We start from the raw sequence: 12,987 nt of genomic DNA, 5'->3' as shown, positions 1-12,987 counted from the left end.
CCGGAGACGTCGAGACCGGGAGTGTGCGGCAGCGTCACCGGGATGGGGCCCTGCATGAAGCCCCCGCGGATGTTGCCGTCGACCGAGTTGAACGATGTCGCGGCGACCCGGATCCGGACCTGGTCGGCGCCGGGGACGGGCTGCTCCACATCCTCGTAGCGCAGGACATCGGGGTCGCCGTACTCGTGGAAACGCACCGCCTTCATCGGAGATCTCACTCTCACTCGATTCGGATTTGCTTCGAAATCGAAGCAACTGCGATCACGCTACCACTGCTTCAACTTCGAAGCAAGCGGATGTCTATCGGCCGGAGCGGTGTGGAGGACGCACCGCCGCGACCAGCGCGGCGGCGGCTTGGTCGATGTGCTCGCGCAGTCGCCCTGGGCCGCCGTGAGGCGATCTCTCCCAGTCCTCCGGGCCGGCGACGACGACAGTGGGCACGGGCTCCGCGTGCAGGCAGGCGAGGCGGTCACGCATCACCTGCCCGAGGTCAGGTGGCCGCCGGCGCGAGCCGCTGTTGACGGCGAGCAGGACGGGCATGCCGGACAGGGCTCCGTCCTCGAGCACGTCGAAGGACGATTCGAATACGTCACTGGGGGATGTCACGACCACCGGAGTGGCCACCACGAGCCCGTCGGCCACCGCGACCGCCGCGATCGCCTCACACAGGTCGAGGCTGGCCGGCCCCCGTGTGGAGCACCCAGTGAGGTCGGCCGCCAACCGGCACAGCTCCAGCACCTCCAACTCGACTCTCACTCCACTCGCCCTGAGCGAGACGCAGACGGACTTCGTGATCTGGTCCGCGAGCAGGCGGGTGGGGCGTGGGTGGCCGACGCCGGCGCTGACGACGGCGAGGGACACAGAGCTCACTGGTCGTCCCTGCGGCCGGCCGTGGTGCCGTCAGCGGGGAGGGCCGAGGAGGACGTTCCCGGACAGTTCGGCGGCTTCGGCGAGCAGTTGCATCGGGATCTCGAAACCCTCCGGGCGCGGCTCGCGCAGGTCGCGGCCCGCGTAGCTGCTGCGACAGTCGGCCACGGTGCCCGTGCCGTCCCCGCCGCGCTCGTCACCGGAGGGGTGAGGTCGCGAGGGCGTCGCGGACCGCGGGTACGACCTCCTCGGCGAAGATCTCGTACTGCCGCACTTCGGTCAGCACTACGCACGCCTGACGCAGCGCGCGGTCGGCCGGCAGGGTTAGAGGGTCGACGTTGGCTCCGAAGATCACGGGCGGTGGCACGGCAGGCTCCTGTCGGGTCGGCGGCCACGGCACCCCGCGGCCGGTCCTCCCCAGCCTTGCCGCTGGAACGACGTCATCCCAGAGCTGGCAGGTGCCCACCCATGCCCGCAGGTGCCCGCCTCGGCCCTCCCGCGTACCGGTTCGTCACGCTCCGCCTTTGCGGCGGCGAGGCGCCGCCGAGCGAGGCGGCGTCGAGCGCATGTGGTCGCGCACCGGCGCCAGCAGGCCGGCGAGGGCCTTGACGTCGTCGCGCGAGAGCGGCTCGAAGAGCAGGCCGCTGACCACCTCGATGTGACCGGGCAGCACCTTCGCGAGCAGCGCGCGTCCGGCATCGGTGATGGTGACCGTGACGCTCCGCTCGTCATCCGGAGAGGGGGCGCGCACGACCAGGCCCGCCTTCTCGAGCAGACCAGCCTGGTAGGTCAGGCCGCTGCGGCTGTAGACGACGCCGTCGGCCAGGTCGGTCATGCGGTGGCTGCCCGTCGGTGAGTCTCCGAGACGGGCCAGCAGCTGGAACTGCACATAGCTGAGATCACCGGCCTCGCGCAGTTGTTGCTCGACCGCGTGCCGGAGCAGGCTGGTCACCTCGATCAGGTCGAAGTAGGCGCCCAGCTGCACGGGATCGAGTGACGGCGGTGAATCAGGCATGACCGGATTCTACTGCTTCGAATTCGAACGAGCACCGTCGTCGCGGCGGAATCCCCCGGGTGCGGCCCTGAGCACAGCCGGGGTAGCAGATGCTGGCCCAGATGCTCGGCCGCCTATCCTGCTGTGGGTGTTCCAATTCGGATGGCGAGCACGGAGGGCGGACGACTATCCGACCATGGTGTCGGAACGGTGCACCAACTGGGATTCCGCGAAGCTGTACCCAGCCAGGTGTCAGGCACCGACGCAGTATGGCGCTTCGGGATGGTGACCGCAGATCTTGTCGAGCTGGGTCAGTGGCTCCTGGACGCTGAGCCTCTACTGCGCAGTGGGCTCGGTGCGCAGCTACGCCGGTTGCCGTACAGCCAGATCATGAGCCGGGTCGCCGAGCTCGGCGTGCAGACCACGGCCCGGACCCCCGCCTGGTCGGCGTGGAATGGAACGTCGACCGTACCGGTGTCATCGCTCCACGGGCGGTGCACAACGCCGCTGACATCGCCCGCCGAGGGCTGATGATCGGCGACCATGTCACCGTCAAGAAGGCGGGCGACGTCATCCCACGCGTCGAGGCACCGGCGGCGACGCCGGTCACTACTTGATGGGCTTCAGACTCAGGTGGGTGAGCCAAGCCTCGCAGTGGCCGCCGGTGCCCTTGTCGAAATCGACCCAGAAGACGTTGGCGAGCGCGCCGAGGTTACCGACGCCAAGGTAGGCGTACTGAATCCACGGGCCCTTGTGCCAGTGGTCGTCCTCTTTGGCGTTCCAGCCGGTGTAGCCGGCGCCGCCCATGTACCGCCAGGTGCCCGTGCCCTGCTTGACGGCCTCGATGTCCATCACACGGGTGTTGGCGTGGTTGCCCTTGGTCTTCTGGATGGCATAACCCCACTCGACGATCGGAACGACCGGCTTGCTCTTGGTCGGCTTGGCGGCGGTCTTCACGTAGCCCTTGAACCAGCGGCCCTTGGCCTTGCAACTCGTGTAGGCGATGTACTTGCCCTTGGGCAGCCCTTTGACCTGGCTGGTCACAGAGCGCGTGTTCTGGTCGGTGTCAGCGGACGCAGTGGGGGCGAGCGCGGCGAGGCCCGCCGTCGCGAGAACGGCGGCGACGCCTATTCGCTTGATGCTGCGTGACATGGGCGTTCCTTCCTTGACCCCGCCGGATACGGGGGGCACGGGAATGGGATCAGGAAAACGATCTTGAGCCCGGCCGAACGCGGCATGAATGGCACCCTGACCATGGATGAAGCGTGGCCGACCACTGGGAGCCATCGGGTCGGCCGCTGCGCGCGCTGAGGGCCGCGTCGCGCAGCACCGACACGGCCGGCTCGGGTGGGTCGTCCGCCGGCAGGTCGGCCAGGCTCACGCCGGCCAGGATGTCCTCGAACCGTTTCCGTACTCCGGCCCACAGCTCCGACAGCCGCGCGGCCGACCCCGGGTCGGCTACTGGATCCCGGCACGGACCGACGTGATGCGCTGCGTGTTGAAGCCGAGCCAGTGCATCCGGCCCACGTAGCGCGCGTGCTCGATCTTGAGACAGCGGTCCATGATCACGGTTACGCCGCCGTCCTCGGCGATCCGCGCGCCCTCCTCGTTGACCACACCGAACTGGCACCAGAGGGTGTCGGCGCCGATCTCCACGGCCTCCCGCGCGATCCCCGGCAGTGCGTCCGGCGCGCGGAAGACGTTCACGACGTCCACCGGCACGGGAACGTCGGACAGGCTCGCATAGCACGTCTCTCCGAGGATCCGCGTCTCGCGGGGATTCACGGGGATCACGCGGTAGCCGTGCCGCTTGAGGTAGTAGCCGACGAAGTAGCTGGCCCGCAGCTCGTTGCTCGAGAGACCCACGATGGCGATCGTCCTGGCCGTGTGGAGGACGCGCTGGATCGCCGAGGCGTCCTGGTACCGCGTGAGATCGGTCATGAGCCCTCCTTCGCTTCCTTCTTTCCCGCCGCCGCGGTGACATGCGTGAAACCCTGCTCCAGGTCCCAGATCAGATCGTCGACGGATTCGGTGCCGACCGACAGGCGCACCGTGCCCGGCCCGACGCCGGCGGCGCGTAGTTCGTCGTCGCCGAGCTGCCGGTGCGTCGTGCTGGCGGGATGAATGACCAGGCTCTTGGCATCGCCGACGTTGGCCAGGTGAGACCAGAGCGTCAGGCCGCGGATGAGGGCCGTCCCGCCGGTCCGGCCGCCGGCGCAGTCGAACGAGAAGACCGCGCCGGCGCCGTGCGGCAGGTACTTGTCCACGAGCGGCCGGTATCGGCTCGTGGGCAGGCCGGGATACGTCACGTTCGACGCCAGCTCGTGCGACTCCAGGAACGCCGCGACCGCCCGGGCGTTCTCGACATGGCGTTCCATCCGCAGCGACAGCGTCTCGAGTCCCTGCAGGAACAGGAAGGCGTTGAACGGCGGCAGCGCCGCACCGAGATCGCGCAGCGTCTCGGCCCGGAGCTTCATCAGATAGCCGTACGTCCCGAACGTCTCGTGGAACCGCAGGCCGTGGTAGGCCGGTGACGGGTCCGCGACCACGGGGAACCGGCCGTTGGACCAGTCGAACGTGCCGGCCTCGACGACGACGCCGCCGATGCTCGTGCCGTGGCCGCCGATGAACTTGGTCGCCGAGTGGATCACGATGTCGGCACCCCATTCGATCGGGCGGCAGAGGTACGGCGTCGCGAACGTGTTGTCCACGATCAGCGGCAGGTCGTGCTCGTGCGCGACGGCCGCCACGGTCTCGATGTCGAGCACGTTCCCGGCGGGGTTGCCGATGGTCTCGCCGAAGAACGCCTTCGTGTTCGGGCGCACCGCGTGCCGCCAGGCGTCCGGATCGTCGGGATCGACCCACGTCAGCTCCACGCTCATCTTGCGCAGCAGGTGCTTGAGCTGGTTCACCGTGCCGCCGTAGAGCGCCGACGACGAGACGACGTGGTCGCCCGGCTGGAGCAGAGTGAAGAGTGCGGCCGCCTGCGCGGCGATGCCGCTGGCGAACGCCACCGCGCCGCAGCCGCCTTCGAGGTTGGCCACGCGTTCCTCGAACACCGCGACGGTCGGGTTCATGATGCGGGAGTAGGTGTTCCCGTACTCCTGCAGGTTGAAGTACGCCGCCGCGGATTCGGGATCTTCGAACACGTAGCTGGACGTCTGGAAGATCGGCACCGCACGCGCGCCCGTGTTCGGGTCGGGCCGTTGCCCGGCGTGCAACTGCCGTGTCTCGAACCCGAACGCGTGGGCCTCTTCGGTGGGGGGAGGGTTATCGGTCACGAAGGTCTCTTCCTCGACGTCATCCGGCCCCGCCTTGGGCCGGACGGTGATCACTCAAGAACCGGCGGATGATGGGCGTCTGTCGCGCTTCTTCCAGGAGGAAACAATCGTGGCCGTACGGCGCGTCGATCACGTGGCACTCGACCGGCTTACCGAGAGCCAGGAGCGCCTCCTCGATCTCTTTCGACGCGGACGGCGGGTACAGCCAGTCGGAGCTGAACGCGATCAGCAGCGTCCGTGCCGAAACGCCCTGGAGCGCCCGCACGAGCGATCCACCGCCGTACTGGCGTGTGAGGTCGAAATAGGTCAGTGCGCGCGAGGTGTAGAGATAGGTGTTGGCATCGAAGCGCTTGACGAACGAGCCGGCCTGGTGGCGCAGGTAGCTCTCGACCGCGAACTCCGCGTCGGCGATCGTGTAGCGGATGTCGTCGGCGAACTGCAGCCGGCGGCCGAACTTGGCACTCAGCGCCGGTGCGGACAGGTACGTCACGTGGCCGACCATCCGCGCCACGCCCATGCCGGCATCGGGCGCGCGGCCCGTTCCGTGGTAGCGGCCGCCCTGCCAGGCCGGGTCGCGCATGATCGCTTCACGCGCGATCGCGTTCCAGGCGACGCCCTGCGGATGGAGGGCGTGCGTGCTGGCGATCGCCACGACGGCGTCGACCTGGTCGGGGAACAGGATCGCCCACTCCAACGCCTGCATGCCGCCGAGCGAGCCTCCGGCCACCGCCGCGAGCCGCTCGATGCCGAGCGCGTCGAGGAACGCGCGCTGGGTGCGCACCATGTCCGCGACGGTGATCACGGGGAAGTCCGGCCCGTACGGCCGGCCCGTCGCCGGGTCCACGGACGACGGCCCCGTCGTCCCGCTGCATCCGCCGAGCAGATTCGTGGAGACGACGAAGAAGCGATCGGTGTCGAACGCCTTGCCGGGGCCGATCATCCCGTCCCACCAGCCGAGCCCCTTCACGGCCGAGCCGTCGCGATCCTCGGCCCCGAATCCGTCGCGCGTGCTCTCCTCGGGCGGTGCCTTCGCGAAACCCGCGGCGTGGGCGTCACCGCTGAGCGCGTGGCACACCAGGATGACGTTGTCGCGCCGGGGGGACAGGACACCGTAGGTCTCGTACGCCACGCGAACCGGGTGCAGCTCCCGCCCGCAGTCGAGTCGCACCGGCTCCGGCAGGTCGAGGTACCGCGTCTCGACCGTGCCGGCCGACCCGGCCGCGAGCGTGGAAACCGATTTCGTCACAGGGGCTATGGTGCCCGTTACTGTCGGTGTATTGTCAAGCAGATCCATCGGGAATGTGGGTAAACCGACGAGAGGGCATCATTCGACATGACCACGGTCGTCAACGGAGTCAACGTGCAGGCGCTGCTCGAGGCGCGCGACGCGCTCAAGGGCGCTCCCGAGGCCGCCCAGTTCACCTGGCGGGCCTCCTCCAAGTGGCAGGACGGCGTCCACAGCACCACGACGGTCCGCGACTTCTTCGGCCTCGGACAGGAGCAGAGCCACAAGACCGAGTCGGTGTTCGAAGCCGACCACCCCGCGGTCTTCGCGGCGGAGGACAACGGCATCACGCCGATCGAGTATCTCCTCGTCGGCCTGGCGGCCTGCCTGACGGCGGGCGTGGCGTCTGTCGCGCAGAACCGCGGCATCCAGCTCCGCTCGGTCGAGTCGACGGTCGAGGGCAAGCACGACATTCGCGGGATCCTCGGCGCCGACAGCGACGTCCGCAACGGCTTCACCGACGTCAAGGTGACGTTCACGATCGACGCGGATGCCTCGAGGCAGGAGATCGAAGCGCTGGTGGCCCAGTCCCAGAAGCGCTCCGCGGTGTTCGATGCTCTGACGAACCCCACGGACGTCACCGTCGACGTCGCCTGAGGGGTCCCACCATCGAACGCGTCACGACCGTCGTCATCGGCGCGGGGCACGCGGGCCTCGCCGCGAGCCACTTCCTCGGCGAAAGGTCGATCGACCACGTCGTCCTGGAGCGCGGCGAGGTCGCGAACTCCTGGCGCCACGAGCGCTGGGACTCTCTGCGGCTCCTCACGCCCAACTGGCAGAGCCGCCTGCCGGGCCATCACTACGAAGGCCCGAACCCCGACGGCTACATGACGATGGAGGAGGTCACCGAGTTCATCGAACAGTTCGCCAAGGTCACCGGCGCTCCCGTCCGGACCGGCGCGAACGTCACGTCGCTGCGGCGCACCGACGACGGGTACCACGTGACGACCGGCCGCGGCGAGATCCGCTGCCGGACGGTGGTCATCGCGAGCGGAGCCTGCAACCGGCCGACGGTGCCGCAGTTCGCGGACGCCGTGCCGGCGTCCGTCCGGCAGCTGACGCCGTTCGACTACCGTGGCCCCACCGGGCTGCCCGACGGCGGCGTGCTCGTCGTGGGAGCGTCGGCGACCGGCGTGCAGCTGGCGGCGGAGCTGCGCCGGTCGGGTCGGCCGGTGACCATCTCGGTGGGGGAGCAGGTGCGGATGCCGCGCACGTACCGCGGACACGACGTGCTCTGGTGGATGAACGCCTCCGGCCTGTGGGACCAGCGGTACGACGAGGTCGACGACCTCGAGCGGGCCCGGCGGCTCCCCTCTCCCCAGCTCGTCGGAACTCCCGAGCGGACGACGCTCGACATCAACGCGCTCACCGCGATGGGAGTCGAACCGGTAGGTCGCTGGGCGGCCGTACGCGACGGCCGCGCACTGTTCTCCGGTGGCCTGCGCAACGTGTTCTCGCTCGCGGACCTCAAGCTGGAACGCCTGTTGGACACGTTCGACGAGTGGGCGCGGAGGAACGGGCGCGACGCTGACGTCGCTCCTCCCGAGCGTCTCCCGCCCACACGGGTGCCCGCCTCGACACGGTTGCAGCTTGATCTGCGGAGCGGTGAGATCGCCGCGATCGTGTGGGCGACGGGGTTCCGGCCCGACTACGGATGGCTCGACGTACCCGTGCTCGAGGAGAAGGGCCGGCTGCGCCACGAGGGCGGCGTGGTCGACAGCCCGGGACTGTACGCGCTGGGACTGCCTGTGCTGCGACGGCGCAAGTCCACGTTCATCTACGGCATCGAGGACGACGCTCGCGAGGTCATAGACCACCTCGCGGGGTATCTGGCCGCGCGCCGGTGACGGCTACGGCGGTCACCGAGGTCCGGCGGCGACAGATCCTGGGCATGCGGTCGGCGTCGTCGCATGCACTAAGAGATCGAGCGCGAAGGCACGCCATCGCCGATCCAGGGCGGCAGCGAAGTCCGCCCGGGCGAGCGTGCCGGATTGAACCGTCGAGCGTTCCGCTCCGTATGCCGGAGAAGGGGTGGTCTTGTGTCGCCGTAGCGAAGGGGATGAAGCGGTACTGTCGGATGAAACGCCGGGTGCGCGAGCCCAATGGCAGTCTTGCCGGGCGAAGACCCGCTGTGCGCGTGGTGCCCGCCAGGTCACCGGGGCGGACATCGTCCGGATCTCCCGCACGCTTGCCGTGGAACCGTGGCATTTCACGCAGACCGCGCCCGCCGTGGCCGGCGACCCCACCGGGATCGTTCTTGACAAAGGTCGGCGCCGTGTCTTCCTCAAGCTTGCCAACGCCATGCACGGGTGCGTCTTCTCGGTCCGTACTCCCAGCGGCGCGACCTGCTGTGGCCTGGGAGACGTCGCTCCGGCCTCATGCCGGATCTTCCCGGCCGCCACGAAGGACGGCGCTCCGGAGGTACGTCCCGAGCCCGAATGTGACTGCCGGGAGTGGAAGCTGGAGGATCTGGACCAGGAGGCGCTGACCGAAGCCCTGCGCACCTGGTCGGCCGATCGCGACCATTGGTTCGAGGTCGTGGCGCGGTGGAACGCGCTGGCCACCGAGTCCGATGAGGAACTGGGCATCGAGGATTTCCAGCGCTACCTGCTCGAGGCGCAGTACGCCCGCGAGGCCGGCGCCGGGTGGCCCGAGGAGGTGACGGTATGAACGGCAGTGGTGCCAATGTCGCCGGCTGTGCCAGTTGCGCCGGCAAATGCTGCCGCTCGTACGTCGTCGGAGTCACCGTCAGGGACGTCCGGGCGCTCGCCGAAGGAACCGCCATGCGTCCCAGCGACTTCATCAGGCTGCGGGACACCGACGGGGAGGGCTTCCGTCTTCGGCCGGGCGGGCCCGCGAAGGAGATCTGTCTGCAACGCAGACCGGAGACCGGCGCCTGCGTGTTCCTCATGGAGATCGCCTCCGGCAGTGCCCGGTGCGGTGTCTACGCCCACCGCCCGTTGGTGTGCAGCACCTTTCCCCTGCGCCTTCAACGTGGCGTGGTGACGACCCGCGAGGACACGGTTTGCGGTCCCGACTCCTGGAACCTCGCCACGATGGACCTTCCCGCCTACCGGCGCGACCTCACCCGCGACCGATCAGCCCGGGCCGAAACCCGACAGGTCACGCGGGCCTGGAACGAGATCGTCGAAGCCCGCCGGTGGGAGGCGACACCCCACGACCTTTACGAATATCTGCTGACCTGCCCGCTCGAAGCGGCGGCGCAAGGTCGCGAGGACTGAACGCTACGGCCGCGCACCGTGACCAATCCGCGGGGCATCTAAGAAGTGCCTACGCGTTGTACTGGACGACTCCCGTTACCCCCCATAGCCGCCCGGCCTGACGGGGGCGCCGGCGGAACTGCCGGAAACGGTGGGAGTCTCATGGCCTCAACAACGTGGAGACCGTCACGGCGCGCAGCCCGCGCCGGCGCAACCCCTCCAGCAGCGAGGGCATGGCCGTCGCAGTTCCGGAATGGCCGAAGTGCATACTGACGATCGACCCGCCATGCGCGCTGCGGAGCACGTTGCGGACGACGGCCTCCGGGCCGGGATCGGAGAAGTCCAGGGAATCGACGTCGTAGGACAGGCACGCGTGGTAGCCGACCTCGGTCGCCTGGGCTCGGACCATGGCGTTGGCGTGCGGCGTTCGGGAAGGCCGGAACCAACTGCCGATGGTGCCCGTGAGATTCCGCAGCCGTTCGGCGCACTGGGCGATTTCGGCGCGTGCCGCGAGCGGAGTCATCGCGTTGATGTCGGGGTGGTTCTGTGTGTGATTACCGAGTTCATGACCGCCGGCGAGGATCAGCCGCGCCATCTCCGGCTGGGCGTCCAGCCAGGTGCCGACCGCCAGCACGGTGATCTGCGCCCCGGCGGCCGCAGTCGCGGCCAACACCCGCCGCGCGACGGCCGGGTCGCCGGCGCCATGGAAGGTCAGGGCGACCTGCCGGCGCCCGCGCGGACCGTGGACGATCTCGCCGGAGAAGTACGGGGCCCTCGCGCCTGGCGTCACGGCCGTGGACTGGGCTGTGGTGGTCGGCCGCGAGAGGCCGCTCCCGCATGCTGCGGCGGCCCCGGAGGCCGCTGTTGCCGCGATTGCCCCGAGAAGACGCCGACGCTCGAACTCCACGGTCCGCAGCCTACGAAGGCTCAGATCAGGACGCGGTCAGCCCGACCTCTGGCAGAGGCCAACATCGTGCGGCCCGTCCCGCCCCTGGCCGATGGCGGCGCCACATGTCAATGATCAAGCGTCAGGCGGTGTGACGAGGACATGACCGGGGATGTCGGTGCGCTCGGATCTGTACCAGTCCACGATCGCCGCGGCCCAATGACCGACCGGGATCCGGCCGTCGCCTGACTCGTCCAGTTCCTCGAACACGGTCGCGCTGTTGGCCTCCGCGAACCCGCTCGCGGTCATGCAGGTGAGGAAGTCGTCCCGTTCGACGTATCCGTCGTCGTCGCGGTCGACCAGCGCGGCCATTGATGTCGCGTAGTCGGTCACGGCCTGCTCCGCGTCGCCGGGGTCGCCCAGCCGGGCGAGGTACTCGGCCAGGCTGATCCGGCCGTCGCGATCGGCGTCGAGGGACGCGCGCAGGCCCGCCCAGAAGCGGTGATGCCCGTCGAGAACCGCCTGGCCCTTCGCCGACTCGCGCGGCTCGCCCAGTGCACTGAGCACCTTGGTGGCGAGCCGGTCGAAGTCGCTCTCGTCCAGGTAGCCGTTACCGTCGGAGTCGAGTATGCGGAACCGCAGTAGCAGTCGCTCGTGGGCGCCGGAATCAACCTGTGCGGACTCGTGGTTCATAGGAACCTCTCGATCGCCGATTGTGATCAATGGCATACATTAAGTGAGTATTTTCGGCGCGGGTCTCTTCGCCGAGCCGGGTCCTGGCCGGATCCTTCTCGAAGTTGGTGATGGCACTGTTCATGCCGTCGGCCCACCTGATGAAGTATGGCGTTTCCTGTCAGTGGTAGACGGGGCCACGCCGTCGCGGCGCCGGCATGGTGGGCTCGTCGGCCCGCGCATCGGTCAGCTCGGCGCGCAGCGCGTTCAGCAGTATGTCCGCGGTGTCGCGGCTGAAGCCGTTGCGGATCACCATGCGCATCACGGCTACGTCGTCGAGGGCGTCGGGCAGGTGGTAGGCGGGTATCTGCCACCCGTGTTTGCGCATCCGGTCGTGTATATCGAATACGGTCATGGGCGTGTCGGGCCGCATCCGCAACGCCACGACCGGCAGATGGGTTCCATCGGAGATGACCTCCAGCGCGGGTATCGTCGCGATCTGTTCGGCCAGATAGGACGCCACATCACGGCAGGCTTGTTGCACCGCGCGGTAGCCCTCGAACCCGAGGCGCAGGTAGGTGTAGTACTGCGCCACCACCGGGGCGCCTGATCGGGAGAAGTTGAGCGTGAAGGTGGGCACACTGCCACCGAGCAGCTCGCATTCGAAGATCAGCTCTTTGGGCAGCGCCTTCTTGTCGCGCCAGATGATCCACCCGATGCCTGGGTAGACCAGTCCGAATTTGTGGCCCGAGGTGTTGATGGACAGCACGCGAGGCACTCGGAAGTCCCACACCAGGTCGGGCTCGAGGAACGGAGCGATGAAGCCGCCCACCGCGGCGTCGACGTGCAGCGGCACGTCCAATCCCCGTTCGGCCTGGAGCCGATCCAATGCGGACGCGATCTCGGCCACCGGGTCGTAGATTCCCAGCCCGCTGGACCCCAGAATGGCCACCGCGCCGATGGTGTTCTCGTCGCAGAGGCTCGCCACCTCGGACGGGTCGACGGTGAAGCCGGGTTCCCGGATCGGCACGTAGCGCGGCTCGACATCCCAGTAGCGGCAGAATTTCGGCCAGCAGGTGTGCACCATGCTGGGCATCACCAGGTTGGGCCGGTCCGCCGGCAGGCCCCGCGCTCGTCGCCGCGCACGCCAGTTGAACTTCATCGCCAGCCCGGCCAGCATCGTGGCCTCGCTGGAGCCGCTGGTCGAGCACCCGACACCGTTGGTGCCCGGGTCGTTCCAGAGGTCGGCCAGGATGTTCACGCACCGTGTCTCCAGCTCCGCCGTCTGGGCGTACTGGTCGTGGTCTACCAGGTTGCGGTCCAGGGAATCGGCGATCAGCTCCTTGGCCTGGGGTTCCATCCAGGTGGTGCAGAAGGTGGCGAGGTTGAGGCGGGCGTTGGAGTCCAGCATGATCTCGTCCCGGACCAGCGCGGCGGCCGAGTCCGGCGCCATCGGACCGGGCGCCAGCCGGTAGCGGGGAATTCCGCCGGCCGGCACCAGTCCGCTGTACAGCGGCTGCACGGCCAGTTCGACGTTCCGACGCTCGCGATGCACCTGCTTGACCACGTCGATCACACTCCTGCCGGGACGGAGGCCATGAACACGAGGGCTGATCGGCGACAAGGCCGGCTCCACAAGGCGCTGATCCGGGGGCTGGTGCGCATGACGTCTCCTTGGCGTGTCCGTGGCATGTCCATGGCGCCTGCCTGTCGCCACCAGCATGGGATACGCAACGTAGTTGCGTGACTACCGAATGGGTTACATCTTGGTAGGGGTGCGG

The 12,987-nt window shown here is 68.7% G+C and carries 16 protein-coding genes and 1 pseudogene; 5 read left to right on the top strand and 12 right to left on the bottom strand.

Going from position 1 to position 12,987, the window contains the following annotated elements; all coding sequences use genetic code 11:
- From AB0K82_RS36825 to AB0K82_RS36805, 5 genes and pseudogenes are all read right to left on the bottom strand, one after another.
- Window positions 1-206: pseudogene (locus AB0K82_RS36825) on the bottom strand (NADP-dependent oxidoreductase); the annotation flags it as partial.
- Window positions 207-300: 94 nt separating this feature from the next.
- Window positions 301-870, bottom strand: coding sequence for an NAD(P)H-dependent oxidoreductase (locus AB0K82_RS36820; protein ID WP_364405947.1), 570 nt, complete (start codon window positions 868-870; stop codon window positions 301-303).
- A gap of 30 nt (window positions 871-900) precedes the next feature.
- On the bottom strand, window positions 901-1,035 hold the full coding sequence (locus AB0K82_RS36815) for a hypothetical protein (protein WP_364405944.1): 135 nt from the start codon (window positions 1,033-1,035) through the stop codon (window positions 901-903).
- A 28-nt stretch (window positions 1,036-1,063) separates the two neighbouring features.
- On the bottom strand, window positions 1,064-1,234 hold the full coding sequence (locus AB0K82_RS36810) for a hypothetical protein (protein WP_364405941.1): 171 nt from the start codon (window positions 1,232-1,234) through the stop codon (window positions 1,064-1,066).
- Window positions 1,235-1,378: 144 nt separating this feature from the next.
- Window positions 1,379-1,882, bottom strand: a complete 504-nt coding sequence (locus tag AB0K82_RS36805; protein WP_364405938.1) for a MarR family transcriptional regulator — start codon at window positions 1,880-1,882, stop codon at window positions 1,379-1,381.
- 428 nt (window positions 1,883-2,310) lie between these two features.
- On the opposite strand from AB0K82_RS36805, the gene AB0K82_RS36800 reads away from it, so the two are divergent.
- Window positions 2,311-2,478, top strand: coding sequence for a hypothetical protein (locus AB0K82_RS36800; protein WP_364405935.1), 168 nt, complete (start codon window positions 2,311-2,313; stop codon window positions 2,476-2,478).
- On the opposite strand, the gene AB0K82_RS36795 is transcribed toward AB0K82_RS36800, so the two are convergent.
- From AB0K82_RS36795 to AB0K82_RS36780, 4 genes are all read right to left on the bottom strand, one after another.
- Complete coding sequence (locus AB0K82_RS36795; protein ID WP_364405932.1) at window positions 2,471-3,013, bottom strand: hypothetical protein; 543 nt, start codon at window positions 3,011-3,013, stop codon at window positions 2,471-2,473. The two genes, AB0K82_RS36800 and AB0K82_RS36795, sit on opposite strands and share 8 nt — an antisense overlap.
- Window positions 3,014-3,319: 306 nt before the next feature.
- Window positions 3,320-3,802, bottom strand: a complete 483-nt coding sequence (locus AB0K82_RS36790) for a CoA-binding protein (RefSeq protein ID WP_364405930.1) — start codon at window positions 3,800-3,802, stop codon at window positions 3,320-3,322.
- Window positions 3,799-5,142: an O-acetylhomoserine aminocarboxypropyltransferase/cysteine synthase family protein gene (locus AB0K82_RS36785; protein ID WP_364405927.1), complete on the bottom strand. Its 1,344-nt coding sequence runs from the start codon at window positions 5,140-5,142 to the stop codon at window positions 3,799-3,801. Before AB0K82_RS36785 ends, AB0K82_RS36790 begins: the two co-directional genes overlap by 4 nt.
- Before the next feature lie 19 nt (window positions 5,143-5,161).
- Entirely contained in the window at window positions 5,162-6,388 is a 1,227-nt protein-coding gene (locus AB0K82_RS36780; RefSeq protein ID WP_364405925.1) for a homoserine O-acetyltransferase, read from the bottom strand.
- A gap of 87 nt (window positions 6,389-6,475) precedes the next feature.
- Between AB0K82_RS36780 and AB0K82_RS36775 the strand changes: the two genes are divergently transcribed.
- The 4 genes from AB0K82_RS36775 to AB0K82_RS36760 all read left to right on the top strand — a co-directional run bounded on the left by AB0K82_RS36775 (window position 6,476) and on the right by AB0K82_RS36760 (window position 9,669).
- Complete coding sequence (locus AB0K82_RS36775) at window positions 6,476-7,024, top strand: OsmC family protein (protein WP_364405922.1); 549 nt, start codon at window positions 6,476-6,478, stop codon at window positions 7,022-7,024.
- The gene (locus AB0K82_RS36770; protein ID WP_364405956.1) at window positions 7,021-8,274 is read left to right on the top strand and encodes an NAD(P)-binding domain-containing protein; all 1,254 of its coding nucleotides are present in this window, start codon (window positions 7,021-7,023) and stop codon (window positions 8,272-8,274) included. The genes AB0K82_RS36775 and AB0K82_RS36770 overlap by 4 nt, the downstream gene beginning before the upstream one ends.
- Window positions 8,275-8,620: 346 nt before the next feature.
- Window positions 8,621-9,097 (top strand): hypothetical protein, encoded by a 477-nt coding sequence (locus tag AB0K82_RS36765; protein ID WP_364405919.1) that lies wholly within the window; start codon window positions 8,621-8,623, stop codon window positions 9,095-9,097.
- Window positions 9,094-9,669, top strand: coding sequence for a YkgJ family cysteine cluster protein (locus AB0K82_RS36760; protein WP_364405916.1), 576 nt, complete (start codon window positions 9,094-9,096; stop codon window positions 9,667-9,669). The genes AB0K82_RS36765 and AB0K82_RS36760 overlap by 4 nt, the downstream gene beginning before the upstream one ends.
- Window positions 9,670-9,808: 139 nt before the next feature.
- Here the strand turns inward: AB0K82_RS36760 and AB0K82_RS36755 are convergent, their stop codons facing one another.
- From AB0K82_RS36755 to AB0K82_RS36745, 3 genes are all read right to left on the bottom strand, one after another.
- Window positions 9,809-10,438: a polysaccharide deacetylase family protein gene (locus tag AB0K82_RS36755; protein WP_364405914.1), complete on the bottom strand. Its 630-nt coding sequence runs from the start codon at window positions 10,436-10,438 to the stop codon at window positions 9,809-9,811.
- Between the two features lie 231 nt (window positions 10,439-10,669).
- Window positions 10,670-11,227 carry an EF-hand domain-containing protein gene (locus AB0K82_RS36750; protein ID WP_364405911.1) on the bottom strand — a complete coding sequence of 186 codons (558 nt, stop codon included), beginning with the start codon at window positions 11,225-11,227 and terminating at the stop codon, window positions 10,670-10,672.
- Between the two features lie 160 nt (window positions 11,228-11,387).
- Complete coding sequence (locus AB0K82_RS36745; protein WP_364405908.1) at window positions 11,388-12,782, bottom strand: glutamate decarboxylase; 1,395 nt, start codon at window positions 12,780-12,782, stop codon at window positions 11,388-11,390.
- Between the last annotated feature and the right edge of the window lie 205 nt (window positions 12,783-12,987).

This window comes from Actinoallomurus sp. NPDC052274, assembly GCF_040679475.1.
GTDB classification, from domain to species: domain Bacteria; phylum Actinomycetota; class Actinomycetes; order Streptosporangiales; family Streptosporangiaceae; genus Actinoallomurus; species Actinoallomurus liliacearum.
This window is presented reverse-complemented; position numbering and strand designations above follow the sequence as displayed.

Coding starts and splice junctions, on each gene's coding strand:
- AB0K82_RS36805 (WP_364405938.1), bottom strand. CDS start 1,882: ATGCCTGATTCACCGCCGTCACTCGATCCCGTGCAGCTGGGCGCCTAC.
- AB0K82_RS36795 (WP_364405932.1), bottom strand. CDS start 3,013: ATGTCACGCAGCATCAAGCGAATAGGCGTCGCCGCCGTTCTCGCGACG.
- AB0K82_RS36790 (WP_364405930.1), bottom strand. CDS start 3,802: ATGACCGATCTCACGCGGTACCAGGACGCCTCGGCGATCCAGCGCGTC.
- AB0K82_RS36775 (WP_364405922.1), top strand. CDS start 6,476: ATGACCACGGTCGTCAACGGAGTCAACGTGCAGGCGCTGCTCGAGGCG.
- AB0K82_RS36760 (WP_364405916.1), top strand. CDS start 9,094: ATGAACGGCAGTGGTGCCAATGTCGCCGGCTGTGCCAGTTGCGCCGGC.
- AB0K82_RS36750 (WP_364405911.1), bottom strand. CDS start 11,227: ATGAACCACGAGTCCGCACAGGTTGATTCCGGCGCCCACGAGCGACTG.